Origin of the sequence: Pseudomonas sp. 8 R 14 (assembly GCF_900005955.1) — a bacterium.
In the GTDB taxonomy this organism is placed as follows: Bacteria; Pseudomonadota; Gammaproteobacteria; order Pseudomonadales; family Pseudomonadaceae; genus Aquipseudomonas; species Aquipseudomonas marginalis.
The window spans coordinates 30,885-56,512 of sequence record NZ_CVTH01000034.1; the positions used below are offsets into that span (position 1 = coordinate 30,885).

Annotated in this window: 23 protein-coding genes; 11 read left to right on the plus strand and 12 right to left on the minus strand. The window is 60.8% G+C overall.

What is annotated here, in order from left to right:
* Positions 1-28 precede the first annotated feature (28 nt).
* Positions 29-778 carry a sulfite exporter TauE/SafE family protein gene (locus BFQ01_RS05015; protein WP_065924437.1) on the plus strand — a complete coding sequence of 250 codons (750 nt, stop codon included), beginning with the start codon at positions 29-31 and terminating at the stop codon, positions 776-778.
* Here the strand turns inward: BFQ01_RS05015 and BFQ01_RS05020 are convergent.
* Positions 768-1,649: a LysR family transcriptional regulator gene (locus tag BFQ01_RS05020; RefSeq protein ID WP_065924438.1), complete on the minus strand. Its 882-nt coding sequence runs from the start codon at positions 1,647-1,649 to the stop codon at positions 768-770. The genes BFQ01_RS05015 and BFQ01_RS05020 overlap by 11 nt on opposite strands.
* 70 nt (positions 1,650-1,719) lie before the next feature.
* On the opposite strand from BFQ01_RS05020, the gene BFQ01_RS05025 reads away from it, so the two are divergent.
* Together BFQ01_RS05025 and BFQ01_RS05030 are read left to right on the plus strand one after the other, a co-directional pair.
* Positions 1,720-1,926, plus strand: a complete 207-nt coding sequence (locus BFQ01_RS05025) for a DUF1127 domain-containing protein (protein WP_065924439.1) — start codon at positions 1,720-1,722, stop codon at positions 1,924-1,926.
* Between the two features lie 45 nt (positions 1,927-1,971).
* Positions 1,972-3,192 (plus strand): winged helix-turn-helix domain-containing protein, encoded by a 1,221-nt coding sequence (locus BFQ01_RS05030; protein WP_065924440.1) that lies wholly within the window; start codon positions 1,972-1,974, stop codon positions 3,190-3,192.
* On the opposite strand, the gene BFQ01_RS05035 is transcribed toward BFQ01_RS05030, so the two are convergent.
* Complete coding sequence (locus tag BFQ01_RS05035; protein ID WP_027606994.1) at positions 3,182-4,528, minus strand: class II 3-deoxy-7-phosphoheptulonate synthase; 1,347 nt, start codon at positions 4,526-4,528, stop codon at positions 3,182-3,184. The genes BFQ01_RS05030 and BFQ01_RS05035 overlap by 11 nt on opposite strands.
* A gap of 124 nt (positions 4,529-4,652) precedes the next feature.
* Between BFQ01_RS05035 and BFQ01_RS05040 the strand changes: the two genes are divergently transcribed.
* Positions 4,653-5,408, plus strand: coding sequence for a spermidine synthase (locus BFQ01_RS05040; RefSeq protein ID WP_065924441.1), 756 nt, complete (start codon positions 4,653-4,655; stop codon positions 5,406-5,408).
* A gap of 1 nt (position 5,409) precedes the next feature.
* Here the strand turns inward: BFQ01_RS05040 and BFQ01_RS05045 are convergent, their stop codons facing one another.
* Positions 5,410-6,201 (minus strand): crotonase/enoyl-CoA hydratase family protein, encoded by a 792-nt coding sequence (locus BFQ01_RS05045; RefSeq protein ID WP_065924442.1) that lies wholly within the window; start codon positions 6,199-6,201, stop codon positions 5,410-5,412.
* A gap of 422 nt (positions 6,202-6,623) precedes the next feature.
* On the opposite strand from BFQ01_RS05045, the gene BFQ01_RS05050 reads away from it, so the two are divergent.
* Positions 6,624-8,297: a DEAD/DEAH box helicase gene (locus BFQ01_RS05050; protein WP_027606997.1), complete on the plus strand. Its 1,674-nt coding sequence runs from the start codon at positions 6,624-6,626 to the stop codon at positions 8,295-8,297.
* Between the two features lie 69 nt (positions 8,298-8,366).
* On the opposite strand, the gene BFQ01_RS05055 is transcribed toward BFQ01_RS05050, so the two are convergent.
* Complete coding sequence (locus BFQ01_RS05055; RefSeq protein WP_065924443.1) at positions 8,367-9,134, minus strand: DODA-type extradiol aromatic ring-opening family dioxygenase; 768 nt, start codon at positions 9,132-9,134, stop codon at positions 8,367-8,369.
* A 105-nt stretch (positions 9,135-9,239) separates the two neighbouring features.
* Between BFQ01_RS05055 and BFQ01_RS05060 the strand changes: the two genes are divergently transcribed.
* On the plus strand, positions 9,240-9,896 hold the full coding sequence (locus tag BFQ01_RS05060) for a thiopurine S-methyltransferase (protein ID WP_065924444.1): 657 nt from the start codon (positions 9,240-9,242) through the stop codon (positions 9,894-9,896).
* Positions 9,897-9,949: 53 nt separating this feature from the next.
* Here the strand turns inward: BFQ01_RS05060 and htpX are convergent, their stop codons facing one another.
* Positions 9,950-10,837 carry a protease HtpX gene (htpX, locus tag BFQ01_RS05065; protein ID WP_027607000.1) on the minus strand — a complete coding sequence of 296 codons (888 nt, stop codon included), beginning with the start codon at positions 10,835-10,837 and terminating at the stop codon, positions 9,950-9,952.
* A gap of 303 nt (positions 10,838-11,140) precedes the next feature.
* Complete coding sequence (locus tag BFQ01_RS05070; RefSeq protein WP_065924445.1) at positions 11,141-12,352, minus strand: pyridoxal phosphate-dependent aminotransferase; 1,212 nt, start codon at positions 12,350-12,352, stop codon at positions 11,141-11,143.
* A 202-nt stretch (positions 12,353-12,554) separates the two neighbouring features.
* Between BFQ01_RS05070 and msrB the strand changes: the two genes are divergently transcribed.
* From msrB to BFQ01_RS05085, 3 genes are all read left to right on the plus strand, one after another.
* Positions 12,555-12,947 (plus strand): peptide-methionine (R)-S-oxide reductase MsrB, encoded by a 393-nt coding sequence (gene msrB, locus BFQ01_RS05075; RefSeq protein WP_065924446.1) that lies wholly within the window; start codon positions 12,555-12,557, stop codon positions 12,945-12,947.
* A 218-nt stretch (positions 12,948-13,165) separates the two neighbouring features.
* Positions 13,166-13,651: a glutathione peroxidase gene (locus BFQ01_RS05080; RefSeq protein WP_027607003.1), complete on the plus strand. Its 486-nt coding sequence runs from the start codon at positions 13,166-13,168 to the stop codon at positions 13,649-13,651.
* A complete protein-coding gene (locus tag BFQ01_RS05085; protein ID WP_065924447.1) occupies positions 13,648-14,139 on the plus strand; it encodes a MarR family winged helix-turn-helix transcriptional regulator in 492 nt (163 codons plus the stop codon). The genes BFQ01_RS05080 and BFQ01_RS05085 overlap by 4 nt, the downstream gene beginning before the upstream one ends.
* Here the strand turns inward: BFQ01_RS05085 and BFQ01_RS05090 are convergent.
* Positions 14,093-16,402: a hybrid sensor histidine kinase/response regulator gene (locus BFQ01_RS05090; protein ID WP_065924448.1), complete on the minus strand. Its 2,310-nt coding sequence runs from the start codon at positions 16,400-16,402 to the stop codon at positions 14,093-14,095. The two genes, BFQ01_RS05085 and BFQ01_RS05090, sit on opposite strands and share 47 nt — an antisense overlap.
* A 162-nt stretch (positions 16,403-16,564) precedes the next feature.
* Between BFQ01_RS05090 and BFQ01_RS05095 the strand changes: the two genes are divergently transcribed.
* Both BFQ01_RS05095 and BFQ01_RS05100 read left to right on the plus strand, forming a co-directional pair.
* On the plus strand, positions 16,565-17,455 hold the full coding sequence (locus tag BFQ01_RS05095) for an ATP-binding protein (RefSeq protein WP_027607006.1): 891 nt from the start codon (positions 16,565-16,567) through the stop codon (positions 17,453-17,455).
* A complete protein-coding gene (locus BFQ01_RS05100) occupies positions 17,452-17,934 on the plus strand; it encodes a GAF domain-containing protein (RefSeq protein ID WP_065924449.1) in 483 nt (160 codons plus the stop codon). Before BFQ01_RS05095 ends, BFQ01_RS05100 begins: the two co-directional genes overlap by 4 nt.
* 26 nt (positions 17,935-17,960) lie before the next feature.
* Here the strand turns inward: BFQ01_RS05100 and BFQ01_RS05105 are convergent, their stop codons facing one another.
* From BFQ01_RS05105 to BFQ01_RS05125, 5 genes are all read right to left on the minus strand, one after another.
* Positions 17,961-21,596: a transporter substrate-binding domain-containing protein gene (locus tag BFQ01_RS05105; RefSeq protein ID WP_074844672.1), complete on the minus strand. Its 3,636-nt coding sequence runs from the start codon at positions 21,594-21,596 to the stop codon at positions 17,961-17,963.
* An 8-nt stretch (positions 21,597-21,604) separates the two neighbouring features.
* Positions 21,605-22,225, minus strand: coding sequence for a response regulator transcription factor (locus BFQ01_RS05110; protein WP_065924451.1), 621 nt, complete (start codon positions 22,223-22,225; stop codon positions 21,605-21,607).
* A gap of 256 nt (positions 22,226-22,481) precedes the next feature.
* Entirely contained in the window at positions 22,482-22,877 is a 396-nt protein-coding gene (locus tag BFQ01_RS05115) for a response regulator (RefSeq protein WP_065924452.1), read from the minus strand.
* A gap of 171 nt (positions 22,878-23,048) precedes the next feature.
* Entirely contained in the window at positions 23,049-24,380 is a 1,332-nt protein-coding gene (locus BFQ01_RS05120) for a deoxyguanosinetriphosphate triphosphohydrolase (protein WP_065924453.1), read from the minus strand.
* A gap of 71 nt (positions 24,381-24,451) precedes the next feature.
* Positions 24,452-25,615 (minus strand): EAL domain-containing protein, encoded by a 1,164-nt coding sequence (locus BFQ01_RS05125; RefSeq protein ID WP_027607012.1) that lies wholly within the window; start codon positions 25,613-25,615, stop codon positions 24,452-24,454.
* Positions 25,616-25,628: the final 13 nt, after the last annotated feature.

The window sequence follows — 25,628 nt, forward strand, 5'->3', positions numbered from 1 at the left end:
AGGGCCTGGGAATGTGGAGTAGCGAGCGGTGTTGGATTTAGCGGTTTACCTGGTATTGGGCGTGGCCCTCGGCACGGTCGGTGGCCTGTTTGGTATTGGCGGTGGGCTGATTGCGATCCCGGTCCTCGGCGTATGGTTCGGCCTGGACCAACAACTTGCCCAAGGCACGGCGCTGGTGATGGTGGTGCCCAACGTGATGCTCGCCCTGTGGCGTTACCACCAGCGCAATCGCATCGAACTGCGCCACGCCCTGCCGTTGGGCATCATGGGCTTCAGCTTTGCCTGGCTCGGCTCGATCTGGGCCGTGGGGCTGGACGCAGGCGCCATGCGCATCGGCTTTATCGTGTTCCTGCTGACGCTTTCGGCTTACAACCTGCTGCGCATGTTCACGCGAAATGCACCGCCGACGGCACACATGCGTTATGCCTGGCCCTGGCTTGGCGTGTTGGGCGCGGCGTCCGGTTCCATGGGCGGTTTGTTTGGGGTGGGCGGCGCGGTGGTGGCCACGCCGGTACTGACCAGTGTGTTCGGCACCACCCAGGTGGTCGCCCAGGGCTTGTCCCTGGCCTTGGCCCTGCCCAGTACCGGGGTGACCCTGGTCACCTATGCCTGGCACCACGAAGTGGACTGGCTGATCGGCATCCCACTGGCCGTCGGTGGCCTGCTCAGTATCAGTTGGGGCGTGAAAGTCGCCCACGCCCTGCCGGAAAGGCTGTTGCGCGGCCTGTTCTGCGGCTTCCTGATGCTGTGTGCGGTAATGCTGACCTTTAAAGTCTGAAGCCTTCGAGAATGTACTCGGCCAGGCAATCGGTGATCGGTGAGGCCATCAGGGGGTTACGCAGCAAACGCAGGTTCATTGACGGCAAGGGCGGTAACCCTTCCTCGCTGCCGAGTATGCGCAGGTCTGCAGTCACCAGGCTTTCCATGCTGACCATGGCCGCCAAGCCCGCGCTGACGACTGCCTGGATCGCCGCCCCATTGGTGCTGTGATAGGCAAGGCGATAACTGCGCTCGACCGAATCCAGTGCCCCAAGGGCCCACTGGGTATAAAGGCAGTCAGCACCGGAAATCGCCAGGGGCAGGGCGTCGTGCTCGTCTACGCAAAAGCACGGTGCTGCGGCCCATACCATGCGTTCGGAACGCAACAGCTCCCCGACATCATTCCCGGGCTCTCGGCTGATCACGGTCAGGGCCAGGTCCCGGCGCTGCATCAGCACGGTGGACGCCTCGCAGTGCATCTCAATCTGGATCAGCGGGTATGCCTTGGAAAACCGCTGGAGAATCCCCGGCAGGAAGCGCATCACGTAGTCATCCGGTGTACCGATGCGTACCAGCCCCACCATATGCGGCTCGCGCAGGGTGTTGAAGACTTCGCTGTGCAATTTCAAGATACGCCGCGCATAGCCCAGCAGCACTTGGCCCTCGGGGGTAAGCCGCACTTGCCGGCCATCGCGCTCGAACAGTTTGCGCTGCAGCACGTCTTCTTCCAGGCGCTTCATCTGCATGCTCACCGCCGATTGGGTGCGGTTGACCCGTTCACCGGCGCGGGTGAAACCGCCTTGGTCGGCGATGGCGACGAAAGTGCGCAGTACCTCAGTGTCGATGCTCGGGTAGCCGGACAATTGATCAATCTCCGAGATGTATTGCATAAGAAACATTCGTTGGATTGATCTTAAGGCCAGGCACACACTCGCGTCATCCCCATTGGAGGGCGAGAAGATGAAAGGTCAAAGAGGCTTTGTGTTGATGGCAAAACGTCCGTTTTCCGGGCTGTTTCACAGGATTGCCCGTTGGCAGGCGCTGCATGGGGAGCGTCAGGTCCTGGCCAGCTTGAGCGATGATGCGCTCAAGGACATCGGGCTCAATCGCGGCGACGTTGAGCAGGATCGCCATCTGCATTTCTGGCAAGACCCGCTGCGAAAATGACGCCGGATGCAGTAGGGTGGTTGGCGAGCCCACATGGAGAACCTCATGGCCGCCGACCTGTCTTTTTCCCTCAAGCAAGCTCGGCGCATGGCGCTGGCGGCCCAGGGATTTTCCGGGCGCCAGGCGCCCGTACTGATAAAAGCTGCTCACATCAACCGCGTGATCGAGCGCTTGGGCGTGTTGCAGATTGACTCGGTCAATGCGCTGGTGCGCTCTCATTACTTGCCGCTGTTTTCCCGCTTGGGCGGTTACTCGCCGTTGATGCTTGAACAGGCGGCCTGGAGCCAGGGCCGGCGGCGTTCGCTGTTTGAGTACTGGGGGCACGAGGCCTCGTTGCTGCCGATGGCGCTATATCCCTTGATGCGTTGGCGTATGGAGCGAGCGCAGCAGGGGCTGGGCATCTATTCGCAGATGGCGCGCTTCGGTCGTGAGCAACAGGCCACGATCCAGCGCGTTTTGCAGACTGTCGAACAGCAGGGCGCGCTGGGCGCGGGCAGTTTGTCGACCCGCGAAGAGCGAGCCGGTCCCTGGTGGGACTGGAGCGATGAAAAGCATGCGCTTGAATGGCTGTTCGCCGCCGGCCTGGTTACCGTTGCCGGCAGGCGTGGCTTCGAGCGGCTCTATGACTTGCCCGAGCGCGTCATCCCTGGCGATATCCTCCAGCAGGCGCCGTTGACCGAGGCCGAGGCCCAGCGTGGCCTGTTGCTGCACAGCGCCACCGCCTTAGGTGTAGGCACCGAAAAAGACCTGCGCGACTACTTCCGTCTTGACCCCGCCGACAGTCGCAGTCGCCTGGCGGAATTGGTCGAGGACGGGCAATTGCAGGTGTGCCAGGTGCAAGGCTGGAAGCAGGCAGCCTACTGCCTGCCCGAGCCCAAAATGCCACGCAAGGTGTCGGCCAGCGCACTGCTGTCGCCCTTCGACTCGCTGGTCTGGGAGCGCAGCCGCACCGAGCGCCTGTTCGATTTCCGCTACCGCCTGGAGATCTACACCCCGCAACACAAGCGGGTGTACGGCTACTACGTGCTGCCGTTTTTGCACAACGAGCGGATCGCTGCACGTATCGACCTGCGGGCCGAACGCGCCAACGGGCGCCTGGCCGTGCATGGGGTGCACGAAGAGGAGTCGGGGCTGGATGATGAGGGGATGCAGGCGCTGGCCCTGAACCTGCGGCAAATGGCCGACTGGCTGGGGCTGGAACATATCCAGCTCAATTGCCAGCGGCCGAGTGCCGACCGGTTGCGGGCTGCGATGATCAGCGTTTGACCTGCTTCAATGTCTCGGCAATCAGGAATGCCAACTCCAGCGACTGATCAGCGTTCATCCGCGGGTCGCAATGGGTGTGATAGCGGTCCGACAAGCCATCTTCGGTGATCGGCCGTGCGCCGCCGATGCACTCGGTGACGTTCTGCCCGGTCATTTCGATATGAATCCCGCCGGCATAGGTGCCCTCGGCCTGGTGCACCTGGAAGAACTCCTTGACCTCGCCGAGGATCTGCGCAAAGTCGCGGGTCTTGTAGCCGCTGCTGGCCTTGATGGTGTTGCCGTGCATCGGGTCGGAGCTCCACAGCACCTGCTTGCCTTCGCGCTGCACCGCGCGAATCAGCTTGGGCAGGTGGTCGCCGACTTTGCCTGCACCCATGCGCGCGATCAGGTTGAGGCGGCCGGGGTCGTTGTCGGGGTTGAGGATGTCGATCAGGCGGATCAGGTCGTCCGGGTTCATGCTCGGGCCGACCTTCACGCCGATCGGGTTGTTCACCCCGCGCAGGAATTCGACATGGGCGCCATCCAACTGACGGGTGCGGTCGCCGATCCACAGCATGTGGGCCGAGCAGTCGTAGTAGTCGTTGGTCAGGCTGTCGCGGCGCACGAAGGCTTGTTCGTAGTTGAGCAGCAGCGCTTCATGGGCGGTGAAGAAGCTGGTTTCGCGCAACTGCGGCGAGCTGTCCATGCCGCAGGCGCGCATGAAGGCCAGGGTTTCGTCGATGCGGTCGGCCAACTGGCTGTATTTTTCCGCCAGGGCGGAGTTGGCGATAAAGTCCAGGTTCCACTTGTGCACCTGGTGCAGGTCGGCAAAACCGCCCTGGGCAAAGGCGCGCAGCAGGTTGAGGGTGGCGGTGGACTGGTGGTAGGACTGCAGCAGGCGGTCCGGGTCCGGCACGCGGCTTTTTTCGTCGAAACCAATGCCGTTGACGATGTCGCCACGGTAGGCGGGCAGGGTGATGCCGTCGAGGGTCTCATCGTTGGCCGAGCGCGGCTTGGCGAACTGGCCGGCCATGCGCCCGACTTTCACCACCGGGCAGCCGGCGGCGAAGGTCATCACGATGGCCATCTGCAGCAGCACCTTGAAGGTGTCGCGGATTTTTGCGGCGGAGAACTCGGCAAAGCTCTCGGCGCAGTCGCCACCTTGCAGCAGGAACGCGCGACCCTGGGTCACCTCGGCAAACTGACGGCGCAACTCGCGGGCTTCCCCGGCAAACACCAGCGGCGGATAGCTGGCCAGGCTCTGCTCCACTTGCAACAAGTGCGCAGCGTCCGGGTACTGGGGTTGTTGCTGGATTGGCAGGGCGCGCCAGCTGTCGGGGCTCCAGGGTTGGCTCATCATGAACTCGATTGGGTGGTTGACGGTCGGGCGCCAATGTTATCAGCAATTAGTGCGTGACCTGTTGCCGCCGGTTGGCCGACAATCGCGCCTTTGCCGTGGGGTAGACCCTTTAGGAGTAGTAATGAGCGAGGAGCGTGTCGAGCGCCTGCTGGCCGAAGTCCATGATGATTTCGGCATGATTCGTATACTCGAGGTGGCCGATTACCGGTTTCTCGAGTTTGGCGACGCCATCGAGCAAAGCTGCGTGTTCACCGCTGACCCGAGCTGGCTGGAATACGACTACACCCGCGCGATGCTGATCGGCGCGTTGTGCCATGAGCAGCCGGAGAGCGCACTGTTCCTCGGCCTGGGAGCTGGCACCTTGACCCAGGCGTGCCTCAAGTTCCTGCCGCTGGAGGATGTCGAAGCCATCGAGCTGCGCCCCGATGTGCCGCGCCTGGCCATCGAATACCTGGGGCTGGATGATGATCCGCGCCTGTATATCCGCATCGGCGACGCCTTGGAATTGTTGGAGAGCGCTGAATCGGCGGACCTGATTTTCGTCGACCTCTACACGGATGTCGGTCCCGGCGTCGGACACCTGGCCTGGACCTTCCTGGAAAACTGCCAGAAGAAACTCAACCCCGGCGGTTGGCTGGTGATCAACCAGTGGGCGACCGATGATGGCAAACCTTTGGGCGCGGCGTTGCTGCGTGGTTTGTACCACCGGCATTATTGGGAACTGCCGGTGAAGGAGGGCAATGTGATCCTGTTGGTGCCTTCGGAGCTGGACCAGGCGCTGGATCTGGATGCGCTTTCTACTCGGGCTGAGTTGTTGGCGCCGCGTCTGGGTTATTCGTTGCAGCCGTTGATCAAGGCGATTCGTCCGGCTACATAAGCTAGATGCCCTTGAACACCCCCGGCCGCTTCTCGACCATCGCCCGCACGCCTTCCTTGGCATCCTCGCTGTTCAGCAATTTATCCACCATCGGCGGCAGCGCGGCGGCGGCAACGGTTTCGCCTTCCATGTGTGCCAGGCGGGCCGACATCAAGGTGGCCTGGACGCCAAGCGGGGCCTGGCGCGCGATGCGGCTGGCGAGTTCGATGGCGCGGGGCAGCAGGTCTTCACTGGCCATGACTTCCTGCACCAGGCCCAGGCGCAGGGCTTCATGGGCGTCGAATTCATCGCCGGTGAGCAGCCAGCGCATGGCGTTGCCCCAGCCGGCGATCTGATGAAAGCGCAATGTCGCGCCTCCAAACGGAAAAATCCCACGTTGCACTTCCATCTGCGCAAAGCGGGTATTGCTCGCGCACAGGTTGATATCCGCCGCGAGCATCAACTCGATACCGATGGTCAGGCAATAGCCCTGGGCCGCGACGATCACCGGTTTGCTGACCCTGGGGCCGGCGAAAACGCCCCAGGGATCGCAACCGCCCAGGGGCGGTTGCCAGCCTCCAGCCATCACAGCGCTGACATTGGCCAGGTCCAGGCCCGCGGTGAAGTGGTCGCCGTGGGCAAATACTACGGCCACCCGTGCTTCGTCATTTCGATCAAATTCGCCATAAGCCAGGCTCAGTTCATTGAGCAAGTCCAGGTCAAAGGCGTTGCGCTTGGCGACCCGATCCAGGCCCAACAGCAGGACATGGCCCTGGAGTTCACGGCTGACGCGGCTGCTGCTGGCTTGATTCATCGGGTGTTCCCTCGGGCGCAATGAAGGGTTTCAGACCAAAGGGTCTCGATGCAAGGTGAACCGTTTAAGCGTTATGACCAGCAGGGCCGGGCCTTTGAAAAATAGACCCTGCCGCGCTTATCTGCAAAGACTGTGATGCAGCGCGGTTTATCGGCGCCTGGCGATAAAAAAAGCTCCCTTTTTCAGGTATTTCCGGTATAGTGCGCGCCGGCCTTTAACCGGGCCGCGTTTAGGTAGCGCAATTCCCCGAAGTCAGCTTCGGCTGCACGTCCGCACAGCGGACTCTCCCTTGACGAATCTTTTTCATTCATTCGTTTTCGCAAATCCCCGCCGACAAAGCAGCCAGGGCGACTCTTGAGTCTCAACACGGCATGCGCAGCTTTGGAGCATGGGTCTTTGCGGATGCACTTAGAGGCAGACCCATGACCCAGGAAACCGGCGGCTTCGCCGCTTTTAATCTTAACCCGAACATTCTCGCTGCCGTCATCGCGACCGGCTACGAAGAACCTTCGGCGATTCAGCAGCAATCGATCCCGATCATCATGGCCGGCCAGGACATGATTGGCCAGGCGCAAACCGGTACCGGTAAAACCGCCGCGTTCGCCCTGCCTATCCTACACTGCATCGATCCTGCCAAGCGCGAACCGCAAGCCCTGATCCTGGCGCCAACGCGTGAGTTGGCGCTGCAAGTAGCAACCGCTTTCGAAACCTACGCCAAGCAAATGCCAGGCGTTACCGTTGTTGCCGTCTATGGCGGCGCGCCGATGGGCCCGCAACTGAAAGCCATCCGTAATGGCGCTCAGATTGTTGTTGCCACCCCGGGCCGTCTGTGCGACCACCTGCGTCGCGACGAGAAAGTCCTGTCGACCGTGAACCACCTGGTTCTGGACGAAGCTGACGAAATGTTGAAGCTGGGCTTCATGGATGACCTGGAAGTCATCTTCAAGGCACTGCCTCCGACCCGTCAGACCGTCCTGTTCTCGGCTACCCTGCCACAGTCGATCCGTGCCATTGCCGAACGCCATCTGCGCGATCCGCAACACGTGAAGATCCAGACCAAGACTCAGACCGTTACCGCGATCGAACAGGCTCACCTGTTGGTTCACGCTGACCAGAAGACCTCGGCTGTATTGAGCCTGCTGGAAGTCGAAGACTTCGACGCCCTGATCATGTTCGTGCGTACCAAGCAAGCGACCCTGGACCTGGCCAGTGCCCTGGAAGCCAAAGGCTACAAAGCCGCTGCGCTGAACGGTGACATCGCCCAGAACCAACGTGAGCGCGTGATCGACTCCCTCAAGGATGGCCGCCTGGACATCGTTGTGGCGACCGACGTAGCGGCTCGTGGTCTCGACGTGCCGCGTATCACCCACGTGTTCAACGTTGACATGCCTTACGATCCGGAATCCTACGTTCACCGTATCGGCCGTACCGGCCGTGCCGGTCGCGAAGGTCGTGCACTGCTGCTGGTGACGCCACGTGAGCGCCGCATGCTGCAAGTGATCGAGCGTGTAACCGGTCAGAAAGTCGCCGAAGTCCGCCTGCCGGATGCCCAGGCTGTTCTCGATGCCCGCATCAAGAAACTGACCAACAGCCTGTCGCCGCTGGTGGCTGACGCTGAATCGACCCACGGCGACCTGCTGGACCGCCTGACCGCCGATATCGGTTGCACCCCGCGTGCCCTGGCTGCAGCCCTGCTGCGCAAGGCTACCAACGGTCAGGCCCTGACCCTGGCGGCCATCGAGAAAGAGCGCCCACTGGTGCCGAACAACGCGCCACGCGGTGATCGTCCAGAGCGTACCGGCGACCGTCCGGACCGTGGTGATCGTGAGCGTCGCGCTCCGGTTCCATTGGCTGAAGGCCGTGCTCGTTGCCGTACCGCGCTGGGCGCACGTGATGGTATCGCTGCCAAGAACCTGCTGGGCGCTATCCTCAACGAGGGTGGCCTGGCACGTGAAGCCATCGGTCGCATCCAGGTCCGTGACAGCTTCTCCCTGGTGGAGCTGCCGGAAGACGGTCTGGAAAAACTGCTGACCAAGCTGAAAGACACCCGCGTTGCCGGCAAGCAATTGAAGCTGCGTCGCTACCGCGAAGATTGATCCGCCCTTGGGCTGATTGATCGCACATAAAAAATCCCCGACTGGTTCGGGGATTTTTTTTGTCCGCTGTTAACCGAAGCGGTAGATGTCCATACCCAGCGCGCCCATGGTGAACCCCTGGTGTGCAACGCTGAAGTCACCCCCGGCGCCGCGCGCAAAGTACAGCGGCAACAAATGTTCATCGCTGGGATGATTGCGCACGGCGTGGGGCGCCTGGCGACGGTAATCATGCAAGGCCGCCTCGTCGTTGGCGGCGAGTGTCTCCACCATCCAGTCACGGAAGTCGCGTGCCCAAGGCTCGATACTCTCAGGTCCGGCCTGCCAGTTCAGCTCGCCCAGGTTATGGGTGATGCTGCCGGAGCCGATCAACAGGACGCCCTGTTCGCGCAAGCTGGCCAAGGCATGCCCGACGCGGGTTTGCAGGGCAGGGCCCATGTGACTGGGCAAGGAGACTTGCACCACTGGAATATCCGCTGCCGGGTACATCAGCGAGAGCGGCACCCAGGTGCCATGGTCAAAAGGGCGGCGCTCATCGATCCGCGCATTCAAGCCGTCGGCATGAAGCAGTTCGACAATTTCGTTGGCCAATTGCAAGTCGCCCGGTGCCGGGTACTGCACGGCGAACAGCTCCCGGGGGAAACCGCCGAAGTCGTGCCAGGTCTCGGGCGCAGCACTGCCGCTGACCAGCAGTTCCTGACTTTCCCAATGTGCCGACACCACCACAATTGCCTTCGGCCGCGGCAGTTCAGCGGCCAGGCGCTGCAGGGCGGGGCCGCTGGCGCCGGGTTGCAGGGCAAGCATGGGCGATCCGTGGGAGATAAACAGGCTGGGCAACATAAGGAAGGTCCTGAGGTTTAACATGGGCCCATCTTCAATCAGATCATTGATCTAAATCTAATATAAGTTTTAGCGCTTTTTGATCGAATTTTCGGAGGTGATTCCATGGAGCCCAAATTCTGGCAGGAGCGCTGGGCGCGCAATCAGATTGGCTTTCACCTGCCCGAGGTCAATCCTTACCTGCTGCGGTATTGGCCTGCGCTGGGCCTTGCCCAGGGCGCCAAGGTGCTGGTGCCGCTGTGTGGTAAAAGCCTGGACCTGATGTGGCTGGCCAGCAACGGCTATCACGTATTCGGCGTTGAACTGTCGGAGCAGGCGGTAGAAGCCTTTTTCAGCGAGCAGAACCTGACGCCGCGCATCACTCGGCACGGCGTGTTCAAGGTGTACCAGGCTGATTTGATCGAAATATGGTGCGGCGATTTCTTTGCCTTGGACGCCGGGGCACTGGCTGACTGCACTGCGCTCTACGACCGTGCCGCACTGATCGCCCTGCCGCCGCTGATGCGCGCGCAGTACGCCGAGCAGTTGAACAGCCTGTTGCGGCCAGGCTGCCAGGGAATACTGATCACCCTGGACTACGACCAGACGCAAAAAGCCGGCCCGCCCTTTGCGGTGCCGGATGATGAGGTGAAGGTGCTGCTGGGTTTGCAGTGGAGCCTGGAGGTGCTCGAAGCCCAGGATATCCTGGGTGAGAGCTGGAAGTTCGTGCAGGACGGTGTCACGTGTCTTGAAGAGCGCGTTTATCGGCTCACCAAGGGGTAAAACCCGCGCGCAAAAAAGGGGCGATCCAATCGCCCCTTTTGCATTACCGGGTATCAGCCCCGACGACGCAGCGCGTCGATACGCTCTTCCAGCGGCGGGTGGCTCATGAACATGCGAGCCAGGCCCTGCTTGACACCACCGTTGATGCCAAAGGCGGTCAGGCTGTCGGGCATATGCACCGGCAGGCCCTGTTCGGAGCGCAGGCGCTGCAGCGCACTGATCATTGCACTGGTGCCAGCCAGGCGCGCGCCGGCTTCGTCTGCACGGAACTCTCGTTTGCGCGAGAACCACATCACAATCGCGCTGGCCAGGAAGCCCAGTACCACTTCGGCAAAGATGGTCGCTACGAAGTAGGCGATTCCGCGGCCGCCTTCGTTCTTGAAGATCACCTTGTCGACAAAGTTGCCGATGATCCGCGCAAAGAACATCACGAAGGTGTTCACCACGCCCTGCACCAGCGCAAGGGTAATCATGTCGCCGTTGGCTACGTGGCCGATCTCGTGCGCGAGGACCGCCTTCACCTCATCGGGTGAAAAGCGCTCGAGCAGCCCTTGGCTGACCGCCACGAGGGCGTCGTTCTTGTTCCAGCCCGTCGCAAAGGCGTTGGCCTCGTAAGCAGGGAAAATCCCGACCTCGGGCATTTTTATACCTGCTTCTTGAGACAACTGCTCCACGGTCTGCATCAGCCATTGTTCATGGCGGGTGCGTGGTTGAGTGATGATCTGGGTGCTGGTGCTCATCTTCGCCATCCACTTGGAGATGAACAGCGAGAACAGCGAACCGGCAAAACCAAAGACCGCACAGAAAATCAGCAGCTGATTGAGGTTCAGATCAACCCCGTTGGCCGCCATGAACCCGTTGAAGCCGAAAAGGCTCAGGGTGATGCTGGCAATCAGCACGACCGCCAGGTTGGTGGCCAAGAACAGCAGGATGCGCATCATGGTTGTAGAGTTCTCCTCATGCTTAATATGTCGCGTACTGCGGGGTATATAAGGTGCGGCTTGGGGTGATTCAACCGAGCGACTATTTCAAACTGTGTCCTACAGCCTGAATGTAGAGCCTTGAAGGGATTTTCCGATGACGAATGTTATCCGTGAAAAGCTATTTTTTGCCTTGCGGCCCCGTAACCACAGGGGCTTGTGGATGTAGAAACGCAAATGCAGTACGGGGAAAGTGCACAGCCAGAGAAGTGTTGCCAGATAATCGCTGTACGACCGAATGCCGGTCGTACAGCGCCACGTCGGTTACTGGCGATAGGACTTGAGGAAATTGCCGATACGGCCAATGGCCATGTCCAGGTCATCCACGCGGGGCAGGGTCACCACTCGGAAGTGATCCGGCCACGGCCAGTTGAACGCCGTGCCCTGGACCACCAGCAGCTTTTCCGAGAGCAGCAGGTCGAGCACGAATTTCTCGTCGTTGAGGATCGGGCAGACCTTCGGGTCGATCCTCGGGAAGGCGTACAGCGCGCCCATGGGCTTGACGCAGCTCACGCCCGGGATTGCATTGAGCAGCTCCCAGGTACGGTTGCGCTGTTCCAGCAGGCGGCCCTGGGGCAGGATCAGGTCATTGATGCTCTGGTAGCCGCCGAGGGCGGTCTGGATTGCGTGCTGGCTCGGCACGTTGGCGCACAGGCGCATGTTGGCCAGCATGTCGATGCCTTCGATGTAGCTCTGGGCATTGTGCTTGGGCCCGGAAATCGCGATCCAGCCGGAGCGGAAGCCCGCCACGCGGTAGGACTTGGAGAGGCCGTTGAAGGTCAGGCACAGCAGGTCCGGCGCCAGGGAACCGGTGCAGATATGCACCGCATCGTCGTAGAGGATCTTGTCGTAGATCTCGTCGGAGAACACCACCAGGTTGTGCTGGCGTGCCAGCTCGAGCATGCCCAGCAGCACTTCCCTGGAGTACACCGCACCGGTGGGGTTGTTCGGGTTGATGATCACCAGGGCCTTGGTGTTCGGCGTGATCTTGGCCTTGATGTCGGCCAGGTCCGGGAACCAGTCGGCGCCCTCGTCGCACAGGTAATGCACCGGGTGGCCGCCGGCCAGGGTCACGGCGGCGGTCCACAGTGGGTAGTCCGGTGCTGGCACCAGCACTTCGTCGCCGTTGTTGAGCAGGGCCTGCATGGACATCACGATCAGCTCGGACACACCATTACCCAGGTAGATGTCTTCGATGCCGACGCCTTCGACCTGCTTCTGCTGGTAGTACTGCATCACGGCCTTGCGCGCGCTGAACAGGCCCTTGGAGTCGCTGTAGCCCTGGGCGGTGGGCAGGTTGCGGATCACATCCTGGAGGATTTCATCCGGCGCTTCGAAACCAAAGGGCGCCGGGTTGCCGATGTTCAGCTTGAGGATGCGATGGCCTTCCTCTTCCAGGCGCTTGGCGTGCTTGAGCACCGGGCCGCGAATGTCGTAGCAGACGTTGGCGAGCTTGTTCGATTTGCTGACCTGCATGGCGATGTGATCCTGAAAATGAACGATCCAGACGGTGTGGGCACTACCGTACTGTGAATGCTGCAAGGCCCGCACCCATAAATACGTTTGAATGCCGGTAGCGCGGGTGCCAGACTGGCGTTTTGAAGAGGCGCAATCATACGTGCCGCCTGATCCGTGGAAAAGATACAGATCAGGCTTTTTCAGTTGCCGAGGTGTACCGATGGAAAAGTTGCAGAAAACCGTTGAAGAATGGAAGGCAATGCTCGATCCGGAGCAGTACAACGTGTGCCGTCTCAAGGGCACCGAGCGTCCTTTCAGCGGCAAGTACAATGAGACCCGGACCGATGGCGTGTATCACTGTATCTGCTGCAATGCGCCACTGTTCGATTCGACCACCAAGTTTGACTCCGGCTGCGGCTGGCCGAGTTTCTACGCGCCGATCGCCGACAGTGCAATGATCGAGATCCGTGACGTCAGCCACGGCATGATCCGCACCGAAGTCACCTGCGCCAAATGCGATGCGCATCTGGGCCATGTGTTCCCGGACGGTCCGCCGCCGACGGGGCTGCGGTATTGCATCAACTCGGTGTGCCTGGAGCTTGTACCCCGTTAACTAGACTGACGGCGGGCGCCTGTAGGAGCGAGCTTGCTCGCGAAAGTCGTCAACGATTACACGGGCATTCTGGTTCAGCCCGGTGTCCTTGAGTTTTTCGCGAGCAAGCTCGCTCCTACAGAGTGTTGATGAGGTGTCATCAGTGTGGTCAATTAAATTGCACGCAATTGAATTGCCTACTATGTTTCATCCTCTTTCTTCCTTATCGAGGCACTGCCATGAGCAACAACCTGCTGAGCATCCCTTGCACCACCATCAAGGGTGAGCAAAAGACCTTGGCTGATTTCGCCGGCAAGGCCGTCCTCGTGGTCAACACCGCCAGCAAATGCGGCTTCACCCCACAGTACAAGGGCCTGGAGCAACTCTGGCAGCAGTACAAGGACCAGGGCCTGGTGGTGCTGGGTTTTCCTTGCAACCAGTTCGGCAAGCAGGAGCCCGGTGACGAAGGGGCGATTTCCGAATTCTGCGAGCTGAACTTCGGTGTCAGCTTCCCGTTGTTCAAGAAGATCGACGTCAATGGCAGCGATGCCCATCCACTGTTCGTGCAACTGAAAAAACAGGCGCCGGGCCTGCTGGGGTCCAAGGGCATCAAGTGGAACTTCACCAAGTTCCTCATCGGCCGCGACGGCCAGGTGGTCAAGCGCTTCGGTCCTGCCACCAAGCCGCAGGACTTGACCCAAGAGATCGAAGCCTTGCTCAAATGACCGACTTGCCCAGTGTGTCCCTGGCCCTGGACAACCAGCTGTGTTTCAAGCTCTACGCTGCGTCACGTGCTGTCACCCGTGCCTATAAGCCGATGCTCGACCAGTTGGGTCTGACCTACCCGCAATATGTGGTGATGCTGGTGTTGTGGGAGTGGCACGCCACGCCTGCGCTGCAGCCGACGGTCAAGGCCCTGGGGGAGCGCCTGATGCTCGACTCAGGCACGCTGACGCCGCTGCTCAAGCGCCTTGAACAGCTTGAGTTAGTAAAGCGTCGGCGCAGTGCCAGGGATGAGCGTGAAGTGCACTTGAGCCTGACCGAGGCCGGTGTGCAACTGCGGGACCAGGCCCATGGCCTGAAGACCCGCCTGTTGTGTGATCGCGGCATCGACCTGAATCAAGCCGATGCCTTGCGCGATGGTCTCGACCAGTTGCTTGTGCAACTTAAAGACTTGTCGTCCCAGGCACCCACAAGTCCAGCAGGGCATTGAGTTCTTCGCGGCGGAACGGCTTGGCCAGGTAATCATTCATCCCCGCCGCACGGCAGCGCTCGCGCTCTTCGGACAGGGCATTGGCGGTCAACGCGACAATCGGCAGGTCCGGCCAGCGTCCGCTGCGCCGAATCTGCCGGCTGGCCTCATAGCCATCCATCACCGGCATGTTGCAGTCCATCAGCACCATATCGAAGCGCTGTTCTTCAAGAAACTTGAGCGCTTCGCCACCGTGGGCGGCCACGATCACTTCGCAGCCCAGTTTGCTGAGCATGCCCTTGGCCACCAGTTGGTTGACCGGGTTGTCCTCCACCAGCAGGATGCGCGCCCGATGTGCGAGCGGTGCGGCATCCACTTGGACGGGGTCAAGCACCAGGTGCGCGTCGGTGCGTAAGTTGCGTTGCAGGATCTGGTACAGCGCGTTGCGGCTCAAGGGGCGTGCCTGTTGGTGCAACGGCGCCAGTGCCGCCACTTCTTCGCTGGGCATGAAGTTGCCATAGGCGGTCACCAGCAGGATGGGCGCGGTAATGCCCGGCCGTATGCGGAACAGGCATTCCGGGCAGTCGGTAATCAGCAGGTCGGGGGTTTGCCCGCTCAAATCGTCATCCATGGTGAAACAACGCAGGGACAGTCCCCAGCAGGGCAGCAGGGTCGTGAGCAACTCTGTCAGGCCGCTGCCGGCGTTGGTGATGGCGATGACCTCGCCTTTGAGAGGCGCTGGCTGCACTGCGGGCAAATGGGCGGGCAGTGGCAGGTCTGCGCAGAACTGGCTGCCAAAGCCCACTTCCGAGCTGATACTCAAGCGCCCCTTCATCGCTTCGCACAGGTTGTGCGTCAGTGCCAGGCCCAGGCCCGTCCCGCCATACTGGCGAGTGATGCCGGCGCCGGCCTGGGTGAACGGTTGGAAGATTTTCACCTGCGCTTCCTGCGCAATACCGATGCCGGTATCGCAGACTTCAATGCGTACGCCGCCGTCGTGGGTACCCAGGCGCACATCAACCCGACCAAAGCGGGTGAACTTCAAGGCGTTGGAGAGCAAGTTGCTGACAATCTGCCGCACACGGGTCGGGTCACCGAGCACCTGGGCCGGGAACTGCGGGTCGATCAGGCAGCTCAGCTCCACGCTCGGTGCGGCGTTCTGCGATAACAGGTTGGCGGTGTCTTCCACCAGGGCGCCGAGGTCGAAGGGGATGCGCTCCAGCTCCAACTGGCCGGCGTCGAACTTGGACAGGTCGAGAATATCGTTGAGCAGTTCCACCAGCACTTTGCCGGAGTCATGGGCGATAGACAGTTGCTGGCGTTGTTCGGCGTTCAACGGGCTGTCCAGCGACAGTGCGATCATGCCCAGCAGGCCGTTGAGCGGGGTGCGGATTTCGTGGCTCATGTTCGCCAGGAAGGCCGCCCGGGCCTGTGCCATGCCCAATGCATGCATCTTGGCGGCTTCCAGCTCATCGTTGGACTGGGTCAGCCGCTGGTTGCTGGCCTTGAGTTCAAGGGTGCGCGCGGACACGATATGTTCCAGTTGCCCCAGGTATTCGGTCAGCCGATCCTCGGCGTGGCGGCGCTGCTGGATTTCGGTTTCCATGTTTTCGAATTGCTGGTTGGCGACGTCCACCAGCACGCCGATTTCATCGTGCTCATGCCCTGGCGGGCAGTCCAGGCGTGCCTGCTTGCGGGTACTCAGCTCACGAATAATGCGCACCAGCGGTTGGGTCAGCATGACGTAGAACAGGCCCAGCAGAATCCCGGTCAGCAGCAGGCTACGCGCGAACCCGTTGAGCAGGGTGATCTCGGCGCGGCGCAGGAACCGGCTGCCAAAGGCGTAGGTGTCGACGTCCAGGCGCAGTACGCCAAGTGACTCGTTGGGCATGTGGCTCAGGAACAGTTGGTCTTCGAACTGGCGGTTGGCGCCAAACATGAAGTCACTGATAGGCCGGTAGGTGCTTTCCTTGCGTGGCCGGTCGACATCGGCCAGCACCACGCCGTTGTTGTCGATCAACTGCGCGCGAATGATGGCGGGGGAGTGCAGCAGGCCCAGGGTCAGTTCCTGGGCCAGTTCGGCATCGATGTTGTAGGCGATACGTGACGCGGGGTTATGGCTGATTTCGATCAGCGAACGTATTTCGCGGTTGATGGATGCGTCTTCGCTGGCATAATCAATGCCGATTTGGATCAGGCTGAGCAAGGTTCCCAAGACGAAACCGACCAGCACCGTCAATCTGGCTTGTTTATAAGACAAGCGGTGGGCGAACTTGATATCCATTGAGTGTTGAACCACTTCACGTTTCCCTTCGCCCGGCAAGCATAGCTGAACATCCACACGCCCAGGCCTGCCCGGCATGAAACGTTTTTACGCAGCCCCAAGCGGTCTGTCGCAGGGTTGCCAATACGCCATCTTTTGCAAGAACTTGCCAGAGGAATAATCGTGGATTCTCGATTGAGTGCCTTTCTGGAGCGAGCCGATGCCGTGCTCGCCCGCCTGGAACCCTTGTTGCCCGCGCCGCGCCAAACCATCGACTGGAACCAGTGCCTGGCCGCCCGCTGGCAGCGTGAGGGCCGCAGTGGCTTCCTGTTGCCGCTGGACGTGAGCCTGGACATGCGCTTGTCCGACCTGATCGGCGTGGACAAGCAACGTGAAACCCTGGCGCGCAACACCCAGCAGTTCCTGGATGGCCTGCCTGCCAACCATGCGTTGCTGTGGGGGTCGCGGGGCACCGGTAAATCGTCCATGGTGCGCGCTTTGCTCGCTCAACACGCCAAGGCCGGTCTGCGCCTGATCGAAATCGAGCGTGACCACTTGGCCGACCTGCCGCGGGTGGTCGAGCAACTGCTCAAGTTGCCGCAACGTTTCATCCTGTTCTGCGACGACTTGTCGTTCGAAGCCGGCGAAGGCGACTATCGGGTGCTCAAGAGCGTGCTGGATGGCTCCCTGGAACAGGCCCCTGAAAACGTGCTGCTGTATGCCACGTCCAACCGCCGCCACCTGGTGCCGGAAAACCAGAGCGACAACGATAACTGGAAGCGCGTGGACGGTGAGTTGCACCCGAGCGAGGCGGTGGAAGACAAGATTGCCTTGTCCGACCGCTTTGGCTTGTGGCTGTCGTTCTACCCGTTCACCCAGGAACATTTCCTGGACGTGGTCGAGCACTGGATCGGCGAGCTGGCGAACAAGGCGGGTTTGCAGTGGCAGCGTGATGAGGACCTCGACATTCTCGCCGTGCGCTGGGCCACCGGGCGCGGCAACCGCAACGGTCGTTGCGCGTATCAATTCGCCCGTTACTGGGTGGGTCTCAAATTGCTGGAGCGTCAACCATGATCGATTTACAACAGGCCGGCACCGGCCTCGGTGGCTATGCCTTGCTGAGTGCCCAGCTGGAGTCGCTGCTGGCCGATGAGCGTGATTTCATCGCCAACAGCGCCCAGTTTTCGGCTTTCCTGTTCAGCCAGCTGGATGACCTGAACTGGGCGGGCTTTTACCTCAACCGCAATGAAGAGCTGGTGCTTGGCCCGTTCCAGGGGCAGATCGCCTGTGTGCGTATTCCGTTCGGCCGTGGGGTGTGCGGCGCGGCCGCGGCCTCGCGGCAAACCCAGCGAGTAGACGATGTGCACGCGTTCCCCGGGCATATCGCCTGTGACAGCGCGTCCAACAGCGAACTGGTGGTGCCACTGGTCAAGGACGGCACATTGATTGGTGTCCTTGACCTCGATAGCCCGTCGTTGGCCCGCTTTACCCCCCAGGATCAGGCCGGTATCGAACAGCTGGCGGCGATTTTCCTGCGTTTGACCGACTGCTGATCGAAATAGGGGCGCAGCCCCGCCCCTTATCGGCCATCCAGTTCGTCAAGCCGCACTTGCAGCATCCTCTCCAACTCCAGCATCAGCTTCTCCAGGGATTTCACCCCCGCTTCGATCAGGGGCCGATCATCGCCCCGGGCACAGGCCTGTTCGACGGCTTCGCATTGCGAGGCCAGCGCAGAGGCTTGAACGATGCGCGCGGCCCCCTTGATCTTGTGAGCCTGTTCGATGATTTCTTCGGGCAAGGCCTGCGCAGCGATCAGTGCAACCAACTCCTGGCGATCCTGGCGACTGCTGCTCAGCAACTCCTCCAGCAAGAGACGGCTCATGTGCGGATCGCCACCGGTGAGGGCCTCGAAGTTGCCGATGTCCAGGGTCATGCCGCTGGGTTGAGGACTGATTTTCGCCAGTTGCAGCTCCAGCGCCGTAAGGTTGATGGGTTTGAACAGGCAGTCATTCATGCCCGCCTGCGCACAGCGTTGTTTCTCTTCGGGCTGGGCATTGGCGGTAAAACCCAGTACCACGCAAGGCGTCAGTTGTTCGCGCTCCTCGTATTCGCGGATCGAACGACTCAGTTCGTAGCCATTCATGATCGGCATGTTGCAATCGGCGATCACCAGGTCAAAGTGCTCCTGGCGCCAGGCCTGGAAGCCGGAGGCGCCGTTCCGGGCGGCGGTGTACTGATGGCCCAGGTAGCCGAGCTGCTGGCACATCAACAGGCGATTCGCCGGATGATCGTCCACCACCAGCACGTTGAGCACCGGCACGTTCGAGGTCTCGGCGGGCTTGGGTTCTTCGGCCACCTGCAGCGCCTGCAGGCGATTCATCTTCAGGCTCACATGCACCTGGGTGCCCACCATGGGCACGCTGCTCAGGCTCAGTTGCCCGCCCATCATCGCGCACAGGCTGCGACAGATCACCAGCCCGAGGCCCGCACCGCTCCTGGCCAGCTGTCCTGAGTTGTCCGCCTGGGCAAAGGGTTCGAACAGGCGCATCTGGTCGTCCCGGCTGATACCGATGCCGGTGTCCTCCACCACCAGTTTCATCTCGACCTGCTGCGGCAGTTCGGTGGCCGATACTTCCACCTTGATCTTTACCTGGCCACGTTCGGTGAACTTGATGGCGTTGCTGATCAGGTTGGACAGCACCTGCTTGAAGCGCAGCGGGTCGATCAGCACTTCGGTGTGTTCCAGATCAGGCGTGAACTCCAGCAACAGGCTAAGGGTCTTCTGGCGTGCCAGGCCGTCGAAGACACGCACCACCGACTCGATCACCTCCCTCAGGTTGACGCGTTCCGGTGCCAGGCTGAGGCGACCGGATTCAATCCGCGCGATGTCCAGGATGTCGCCGATAAGCTCCAGCAGATCCTTGGCCGAGTTGTAGGCGACTTCGATGGCCGGGCGGTCGAGGTGGCCCTGGTCCGCCCGCTTGAGGGTCAGCTCGAGCATGCCGATCACCGCGTTCATCGGTGTGCGGATTTCGTGGCTCATGGTGGCGAGGAACGTGCTCTTGGCCCGATTGGCTTCGTCGGCTCGCTCCTTGGCGGTGCGGAGTTCGTCGAACAACTGGCGTCGCTCACTGATATCGATCCAGCCACCGATGATGCCCTGGACTTCACCGACGGAGTCGCGGTACGGCAGGATCCAGTGGTAGATCGTCAGTTTTTTTCCGCGAATATGCAGGGTGCGGTCCAGGATCAACGGGTTGCCCTCGGCCACCACGCGCTGATAGTCGGCATGGTATTGCGCCGCCTCGACTGCGAGGGCTGTGCTGATCTGGACCGCGCTTTTACCTATCACGTCCTCGCGCTTGACGTCGAACGCCTGCAGGTAACTGTCGTTGCAGGTCTGCAGCAGCCCCTTGTTGTCACGCACGTAGATCGGGTGTGGGGTTTCATTGACCAGGGCGCGCATGAACTCGAACTGATCATTGAGGGCGCGCTCGGCCATTTTGCGGTGCTTGATCTGGCGGCGCATGTACGCGTTCCAGCTCAGGGAAATCAGCAGCAGCAGGCCGGTCCCGATGACGATGCGCGCAATCAGTTGGTGATAGTCGCGCCAGTAACTGTCCGAGGCCGCGGTATAACCGCGCCAACGACTGTTGATCACGCCGAGTTCGTCCGGGGCGATGCTGAGCAACGCCTTGTCGAGAATCGAGCTGAGTTCGGTGGCGCTGCGGGATGTCGCCAGCCCGAAGGTGGCCGGCATCGTGCCAATGCTGAAGCTGATTTGGATCTTGTCCTGGAGTATCTGCGAGGACAGGAAGTAATTGGCGACCACCAGGGTATTCACCGCGCCCTCTACATGGCCTTGTACCAGCAGTTCGGCTGACTTGAACGTGTCGCCGGTATCTACCAGCTGAATCTTTGGGAAGTGCTCACGCAGGAATTTTTTCAGCGGACTGCCCTGCGTGATCGCCAGGCGCTTGCCCTCCATTTCCTCCAGGCCCGTAGGGGCCTGGCCGTCCTTGCGTGTCAGCATCACGTAGGAGTTTTCCAGGTAGGGACGACTGAAGTTCAGTTGGGCTTCTCGCTCGACGCTGGGGATGATTGCGCCGACGATGTCCGCTTTGCCGCTCTCTACATGCTCGATCATGGTGTTCACATCACGCCCGCGCTGGATCTCGAAGCGCAGCCCGGTGCGCAGGCGAATCAGTTCCAGCAGGTCGGCGGTAATGCCGCGAAAATTGCCATCGGCGTCGAAGAAGGTCAGCGGCGCAAAGGTAGGGTTCACGATCACTTTGACGACCGGGTTCTCCCTCAGCCAACGTTCTTCGCGAAGGGTCAGTTGCAGCTTTTGGTCGGTCAGGAGGATGTCGCTGCCGGCACTCCAGCGTTTGGCAATGGTTTCCCGTTCGGCAGCGGGCACGGCCCTCAGGACGGCGTCGACGATGCTCAACAGCGTCTGCTGTTCCTGGGGCATGGCAAAGCTGAATCCATAGGCTTCATGTTTGCCGAAGTTCGCCATGCGAATGTTTTTCAGGTAACCCTTGTTGATCATGTAGTGGGTGGAAATGGTATCGCCGAGAAAGACGTCTGCCTGGTCGAAGGCCACTGCATTCAAGGCGTTTTGATAAGAAGGGTAGGCACGGATGATTGCCTTGGGGTAGAGCCTTTCCACTTCGTGCAGTGGCAGATAGTGATAGACCAGTGCCAGGCGCATGCCGGCCAGCCCATCAGCCAGGCTGCGGGTTTCGCCTTCGCGGGTCACCAGCACTGGCCGGTCCACGGCGTACGGCTCCGACAGGGTCAGGTTGGGATTTGCCGCTTCAAAGCTGTTGGAGGAACCCAGTAAATCGATTTCACCCGCTTCGAGGGCATGAATGGCGGCCTCTCGGGAGGGGTAGCGCAACACTTTTACCGGCACGTCCAGCGCCATTGCCAGCAAGCCGGCGTAGTCGGCGGTGAGTCCCTCATAGTCACGCCCGCTGGAGGTGAGGTCAAAAGGCGGGTAGTCAGGAAACGCCGCGCCCAGTACCAGTTCGCGTTTGTTCTGGAGCCATTGGCGCTGGGCCTTGTTCAGGTAGGGTTCCAGCTGCACGGAGCTCGCACGACTCAAAAGGTTGAAATGCTCCGGGCTCGCTGGAGGGGTGGCAGGCACGGCGGTGCTGAAGCACAAACCGGCACTCAATATAATCAAATAGTCCTTTATACGCCTGGGCATCCTGTTTCTCACACTAGCGCGTTCCGTTTTGCCATCTCGATAAGTTCTACCAAGGACTTGGCTTGAAGTTTCTGCATCAGCCTCTTTTTATAAGTGCTTACTGTTTTGTTGCTCAAGAACATACCTTTTGCTATTTCCTTGTTGGTGCGACCTTGTGCGAAAAGTTGCAATACCATCAACTCCCGATCGTTAACCGCCTTGAACAGTTCAAGTTCCTTGCAGGCCTCATCGTTGGTGTTCAAGGCTTGGCTGGGGAAGTAGTTATAACCGGACAGTACAGCGCGGATGGCGCTCATCAGCTCGCTCAGGTCACCTTCCTTGCACACGTAGCCATCGGCTCCCGAACGCATGCAACGCGTGGCAAACAGGGTGGGGGATTGAGCCGTCAGCACCAGGGTTTTCATCGACGCGTTCATGGCGTTGAATCGGCAAAGCACTTCCAGCCCGTCGAGTTTTGGAATGCTGATGTCGAGGATGATCAGGTCCGGCATGCATTCGCGGACCATTTGGATGGCGTCGCATCCGTTATCCGTTTCGCCGACTACTTTGAAATTTTCTTCGTGCTCCAACAACATTCGTATGGCAAGTCTTATAACCGGATGGTCGTCAATAATAAAAACTGTATTCATGATCATATTCCATGCAAGTACAAATAAAGCGGGCACATTAGCTCAGAAGCCGATGGATAAGCATGAACTTGGGGGGTGGCAGGTATAAAACAGGAAAGTTCCTACATTAAAAAAGGTAAAAGCCTACCTGTCTCTAAGGAGCTGTAACGCAAGAGGCCAAGGTTCCGCAGGGGCATGGGCCGAAGGAACATGGCAAGGACTTAACGGTGGTTATGCGCGATTTTTCCGACCGGTCGATCTGTTTAAAGTCCTACATTTATAACGTGAGTAATGTATGGGTCAAACGTGCAAGCTCATCTTTATTCAACGGCTTTGGCAAGTAACCGAGCAATGGCAGGCCACGTTTGAGGGCTTGGGTTTGCAACGCTGAAAGTTCTGCCTCGGGAAGTCCGCTGAGCAAGATGGCGGCCTTGATAAAGCATTGGCGACTGGCGATTTCAATCAACTCAAGACCGGGCAGGTCGGGCAGGCACTGGTCACAGAGGATGATGTCGAAGGGAGCCTCGGCCTGGGTCATCAAACGGATTGCCTGCTCGGCGTTTTCGGCCGGGGCCAGGTGCTCGAAGCCGAAGCTTCTCAGCAGGCATTGGGTGGCGAGGAGCTGAAAGGGATGGTCCTCCACCAACAGGATCCGAAAGGGGTAGTGGGGCATAGAAGGCACACGGTGAGTCAAGCGTCGATAGGGGGCACGTAGGAACTGTTCGCCAGACCTGCCCGGAGCGTGCGCGATTATTCTTCGGGCGCTTGTGCGAATTCGATCAGGCCGCTCTGTTCCCATCGTAGGCAGATTCTGTTCAGTGAACAGGCGGCGTGATCAGCCAGGTTATTGAGGGCTGGAGCGCCCGGTCATCTCCCGTGCCATCTCGGTGGCGTAGCTGTCGGTCATGCCGGCGATGAAGTCGATCATCCGCAGGAACGACCTGTGCAGCGGCCATGCAGGGTCCGGCGCGTTGTTGCCCAACAGGTCGAGAATGCGCCGGTTCTTGAACGACGGCGTGCGTCCGCCGTGCTGCTCCAGGGCCGCGCCGCAGAAGGCGTTCAACAGGATTTCCAGGGTGGTGTAGGCGCCGATCTCGTGGAGGGTCTTGCGCTTGTCCTGGAAGATTTTCTTGCGCGCCATGTCCTTGGCATCCAGCACGCAGCGTTTGGCGGGGCCGTGCATGTGCTCCACCAGGTCGCCGGGCAGGGTGCCGGCAAGCAAGGCCTCCTGTTGTTCGACGAAGGCGCGCGCCGCGGCGTTGGTCAAGTGCTCGATGGCCTTGCCGCGCAGGATCGCCAGCTTGCGTCGGCGTGAGTCCTGGGCGCCCAGTTGCCGGTAGGTCTGCGGCAGGTCGTCGCCCACCAGGTCGAGCAGCAGTGACTCGACTTCGGTGTACTCCAGCAGGTCCATTTCCAGGCCGTCCTCCAGGTCGATCAAGGCGTAGCAGATGTCGTCTGCCGCCTCCATCAGATAGACCAGTGGGTGGCGAGCCCAGCGTTGTTCCTCGAGTTGCGGCAGGCCGAGCTTGCTGGCGATCTGTTCGAGGATCGGCAGTTCGCTCTGGTAGCAGCCGAACTTGTGTTTCTTGTAACCCAGGGAATCGGCGTGGCGGGCGGTCCAGGGGTACTTGAGGTACGTGCCCAAGGTCGCGTAGGTCAGGCGCGTGCCGCCGTCGAACTGGTGGTATTCCAGTTGGGTCAGTACCCGGAAGCCTTGGGCATTGCCTTCGAAGTTGAGGAAGTCATTGCGCTCGGCGCTGCTCATGTCGTCCAGCCAGCCGCGCCCCGCTGCCTGTTGGAACCAGTGGCGGATGGCGTCTTCGCCTGAATGCCCGAACGGCGGGTTGCCGATGTCATGGGCCAGGCAGGCCGATTGCACCACCATGCCCAGGTCGCTCGGGTCACACCAGTCGGGCAGGGCGCTGCGCAGGGTTTCGCCCACGCGCATGCCGAGGGAGCGGCCTACGCAACTGACTTCCAGGGAGTGGGTCAGGCGTGTGTGGATATGGTCGTTGCTGGACACCGGGTGCACTTGGGTCTTGCGGCCCAGGCGGCGAAACGCGCCGGAGAAGATAATGCGGTCATGGTCTTTGTGAAACGGGCTGCGGCCTAGTTCTTCCGGGCTGTGCAGGGGTTTTCCAAGGCGTTCGCGGGTAAGCAGGGTGGGCCAATCCAAGGCGGGTACTCTCCGTACGGTGAATGACCCGCCCAGCTTCCCGGTTCCGCCTTGGCGGGGCAAGCGAAAATCTACAGGCCGGCCGCGTCGATATCGATTAACAGCAAGCGCTGACCGTTATCGAAGAATTGTCCGGCGGTGAGGCAGTACTGGTTGGTGGTGGCATCGCGGTAGGTCGAGGACAGCGTCAGGCGACGCTCCTCCCAACCTTCGGCCAGCAGGTGATAGAAGTACGGGCGCCATGACCAGTTGTGGCCCAGGTAGCGGCTGTCGGCCTGCCAGGCGTCCTGGCGCCATTCGAAGTTGGGGGTCAACTGGGTGCCATGCCGGTCGCATTGGTAAAAACGCAGCAGCCAGGGGAAGGCCGGCAGTTGGGGCAAGTGATCCAGCGGGGCTTGGGCCTGTGCCCAGGATTGCAGGATCTTCATCAGTTCGGTCAATTGCTGGCGCAGTTGCATGATGCGCCCGCGTTCGGCCAGCTTCTGCTGGACATACGCCGCGCGCAGTTGGTCAAAGCGCGGCACGAAGGCGTCGGTGGCGAACCAGTCCAATTGCGCCTGGGCAAACAGATAGCCCTGCACGTAGCGCGAACCGCATTCCAGGGCGAAGCTCAGCTGCGCCTCGGTTTCCACGCCTTCGGCAATGATCCAGCAGCCGGTCTTTTCCGCCATCTGCGCCAGCGCCCGCACGACGTCACTGCTCGGTCCGCCCCTGGCGGCTTGCTGGAACAGGCGCATGTCCAGCTTGAGGATGTCCGGCTGCAGCGCCAATACCCGGTCAAGCTGGGAATAGCCGGCGCCGAAATCATCGATGGCGATGCGCGCACCGGCCTCGCGATAACGTGCCACCACCTCGGCCAGGCGCTGGATGTCGCCGCCCAGTTCGGTGATCTCGAACACGATGCGCTGCGGGTCGACGCCATGGCTGTGGATCTGTTTTAGGCTAGGCAGCGCCTGGCCCGGGCGCAGTTGGTTGATCCAGCGCGGCGAGATATTCAGGCTGAGGAACCAGTCTTCGGGGGCTTCATGCAGGCGGCTTAACGCGTTGTCGCGAATCTGCCGGTCGAGACGGCGCAAGCTCGCGCCTGGCGTGCGTGGGTCGGCGAACAGCGGGCCAACGGACTGCAGGCGGCCATCAGCCTGGCGTAGACGCCCCAAGGCCTCGACGCCGGCAATGCGCCCGGTGGCGGTATCGATAAACGGTTGGAAGCAGGCGAGCGGTTGCCCGTCGATCACGGGGCCTCCTTAA

Coding starts and splice junctions, on each gene's coding strand:
- BFQ01_RS05020 (WP_065924438.1), bottom strand. CDS start 1,649: ATGCAATACATCTCGGAGATTGATCAATTGTCCGGCTACCCGAGCATC.
- BFQ01_RS05025 (WP_065924439.1), top strand. CDS start 1,720: ATGAAAGGTCAAAGAGGCTTTGTGTTGATGGCAAAACGTCCGTTTTCC.
- BFQ01_RS05030 (WP_065924440.1), top strand. CDS start 1,972: ATGGCCGCCGACCTGTCTTTTTCCCTCAAGCAAGCTCGGCGCATGGCG.
- BFQ01_RS05035 (WP_027606994.1), bottom strand. CDS start 4,528: ATGAGCCAACCCTGGAGCCCCGACAGCTGGCGCGCCCTGCCAATCCAG.
- BFQ01_RS05040 (WP_065924441.1), top strand. CDS start 4,653: ATGAGCGAGGAGCGTGTCGAGCGCCTGCTGGCCGAAGTCCATGATGAT.
- BFQ01_RS05045 (WP_065924442.1), bottom strand. CDS start 6,201: ATGAATCAAGCCAGCAGCAGCCGCGTCAGCCGTGAACTCCAGGGCCAT.
- BFQ01_RS05050 (WP_027606997.1), top strand. CDS start 6,624: ATGACCCAGGAAACCGGCGGCTTCGCCGCTTTTAATCTTAACCCGAAC.
- BFQ01_RS05055 (WP_065924443.1), bottom strand. CDS start 9,134: ATGTTGCCCAGCCTGTTTATCTCCCACGGATCGCCCATGCTTGCCCTG.
- BFQ01_RS05060 (WP_065924444.1), top strand. CDS start 9,240: ATGGAGCCCAAATTCTGGCAGGAGCGCTGGGCGCGCAATCAGATTGGC.
- htpX (WP_027607000.1), bottom strand. CDS start 10,837: ATGATGCGCATCCTGCTGTTCTTGGCCACCAACCTGGCGGTCGTGCTG.
- BFQ01_RS05070 (WP_065924445.1), bottom strand. CDS start 12,352: ATGCAGGTCAGCAAATCGAACAAGCTCGCCAACGTCTGCTACGACATT.
- msrB (WP_065924446.1), top strand. CDS start 12,555: ATGGAAAAGTTGCAGAAAACCGTTGAAGAATGGAAGGCAATGCTCGAT.
- BFQ01_RS05080 (WP_027607003.1), top strand. CDS start 13,166: ATGAGCAACAACCTGCTGAGCATCCCTTGCACCACCATCAAGGGTGAG.
- BFQ01_RS05085 (WP_065924447.1), top strand. CDS start 13,648: ATGACCGACTTGCCCAGTGTGTCCCTGGCCCTGGACAACCAGCTGTGT.
- BFQ01_RS05090 (WP_065924448.1), bottom strand. CDS start 16,402: ATGGATATCAAGTTCGCCCACCGCTTGTCTTATAAACAAGCCAGATTG.
- BFQ01_RS05100 (WP_065924449.1), top strand. CDS start 17,452: ATGATCGATTTACAACAGGCCGGCACCGGCCTCGGTGGCTATGCCTTG.
- BFQ01_RS05105 (WP_074844672.1), bottom strand. CDS start 21,596: ATGCCCAGGCGTATAAAGGACTATTTGATTATATTGAGTGCCGGTTTG.
- BFQ01_RS05110 (WP_065924451.1), bottom strand. CDS start 22,225: ATGAATACAGTTTTTATTATTGACGACCATCCGGTTATAAGACTTGCC.
- BFQ01_RS05115 (WP_065924452.1), bottom strand. CDS start 22,877: ATGCCCCACTACCCCTTTCGGATCCTGTTGGTGGAGGACCATCCCTTT.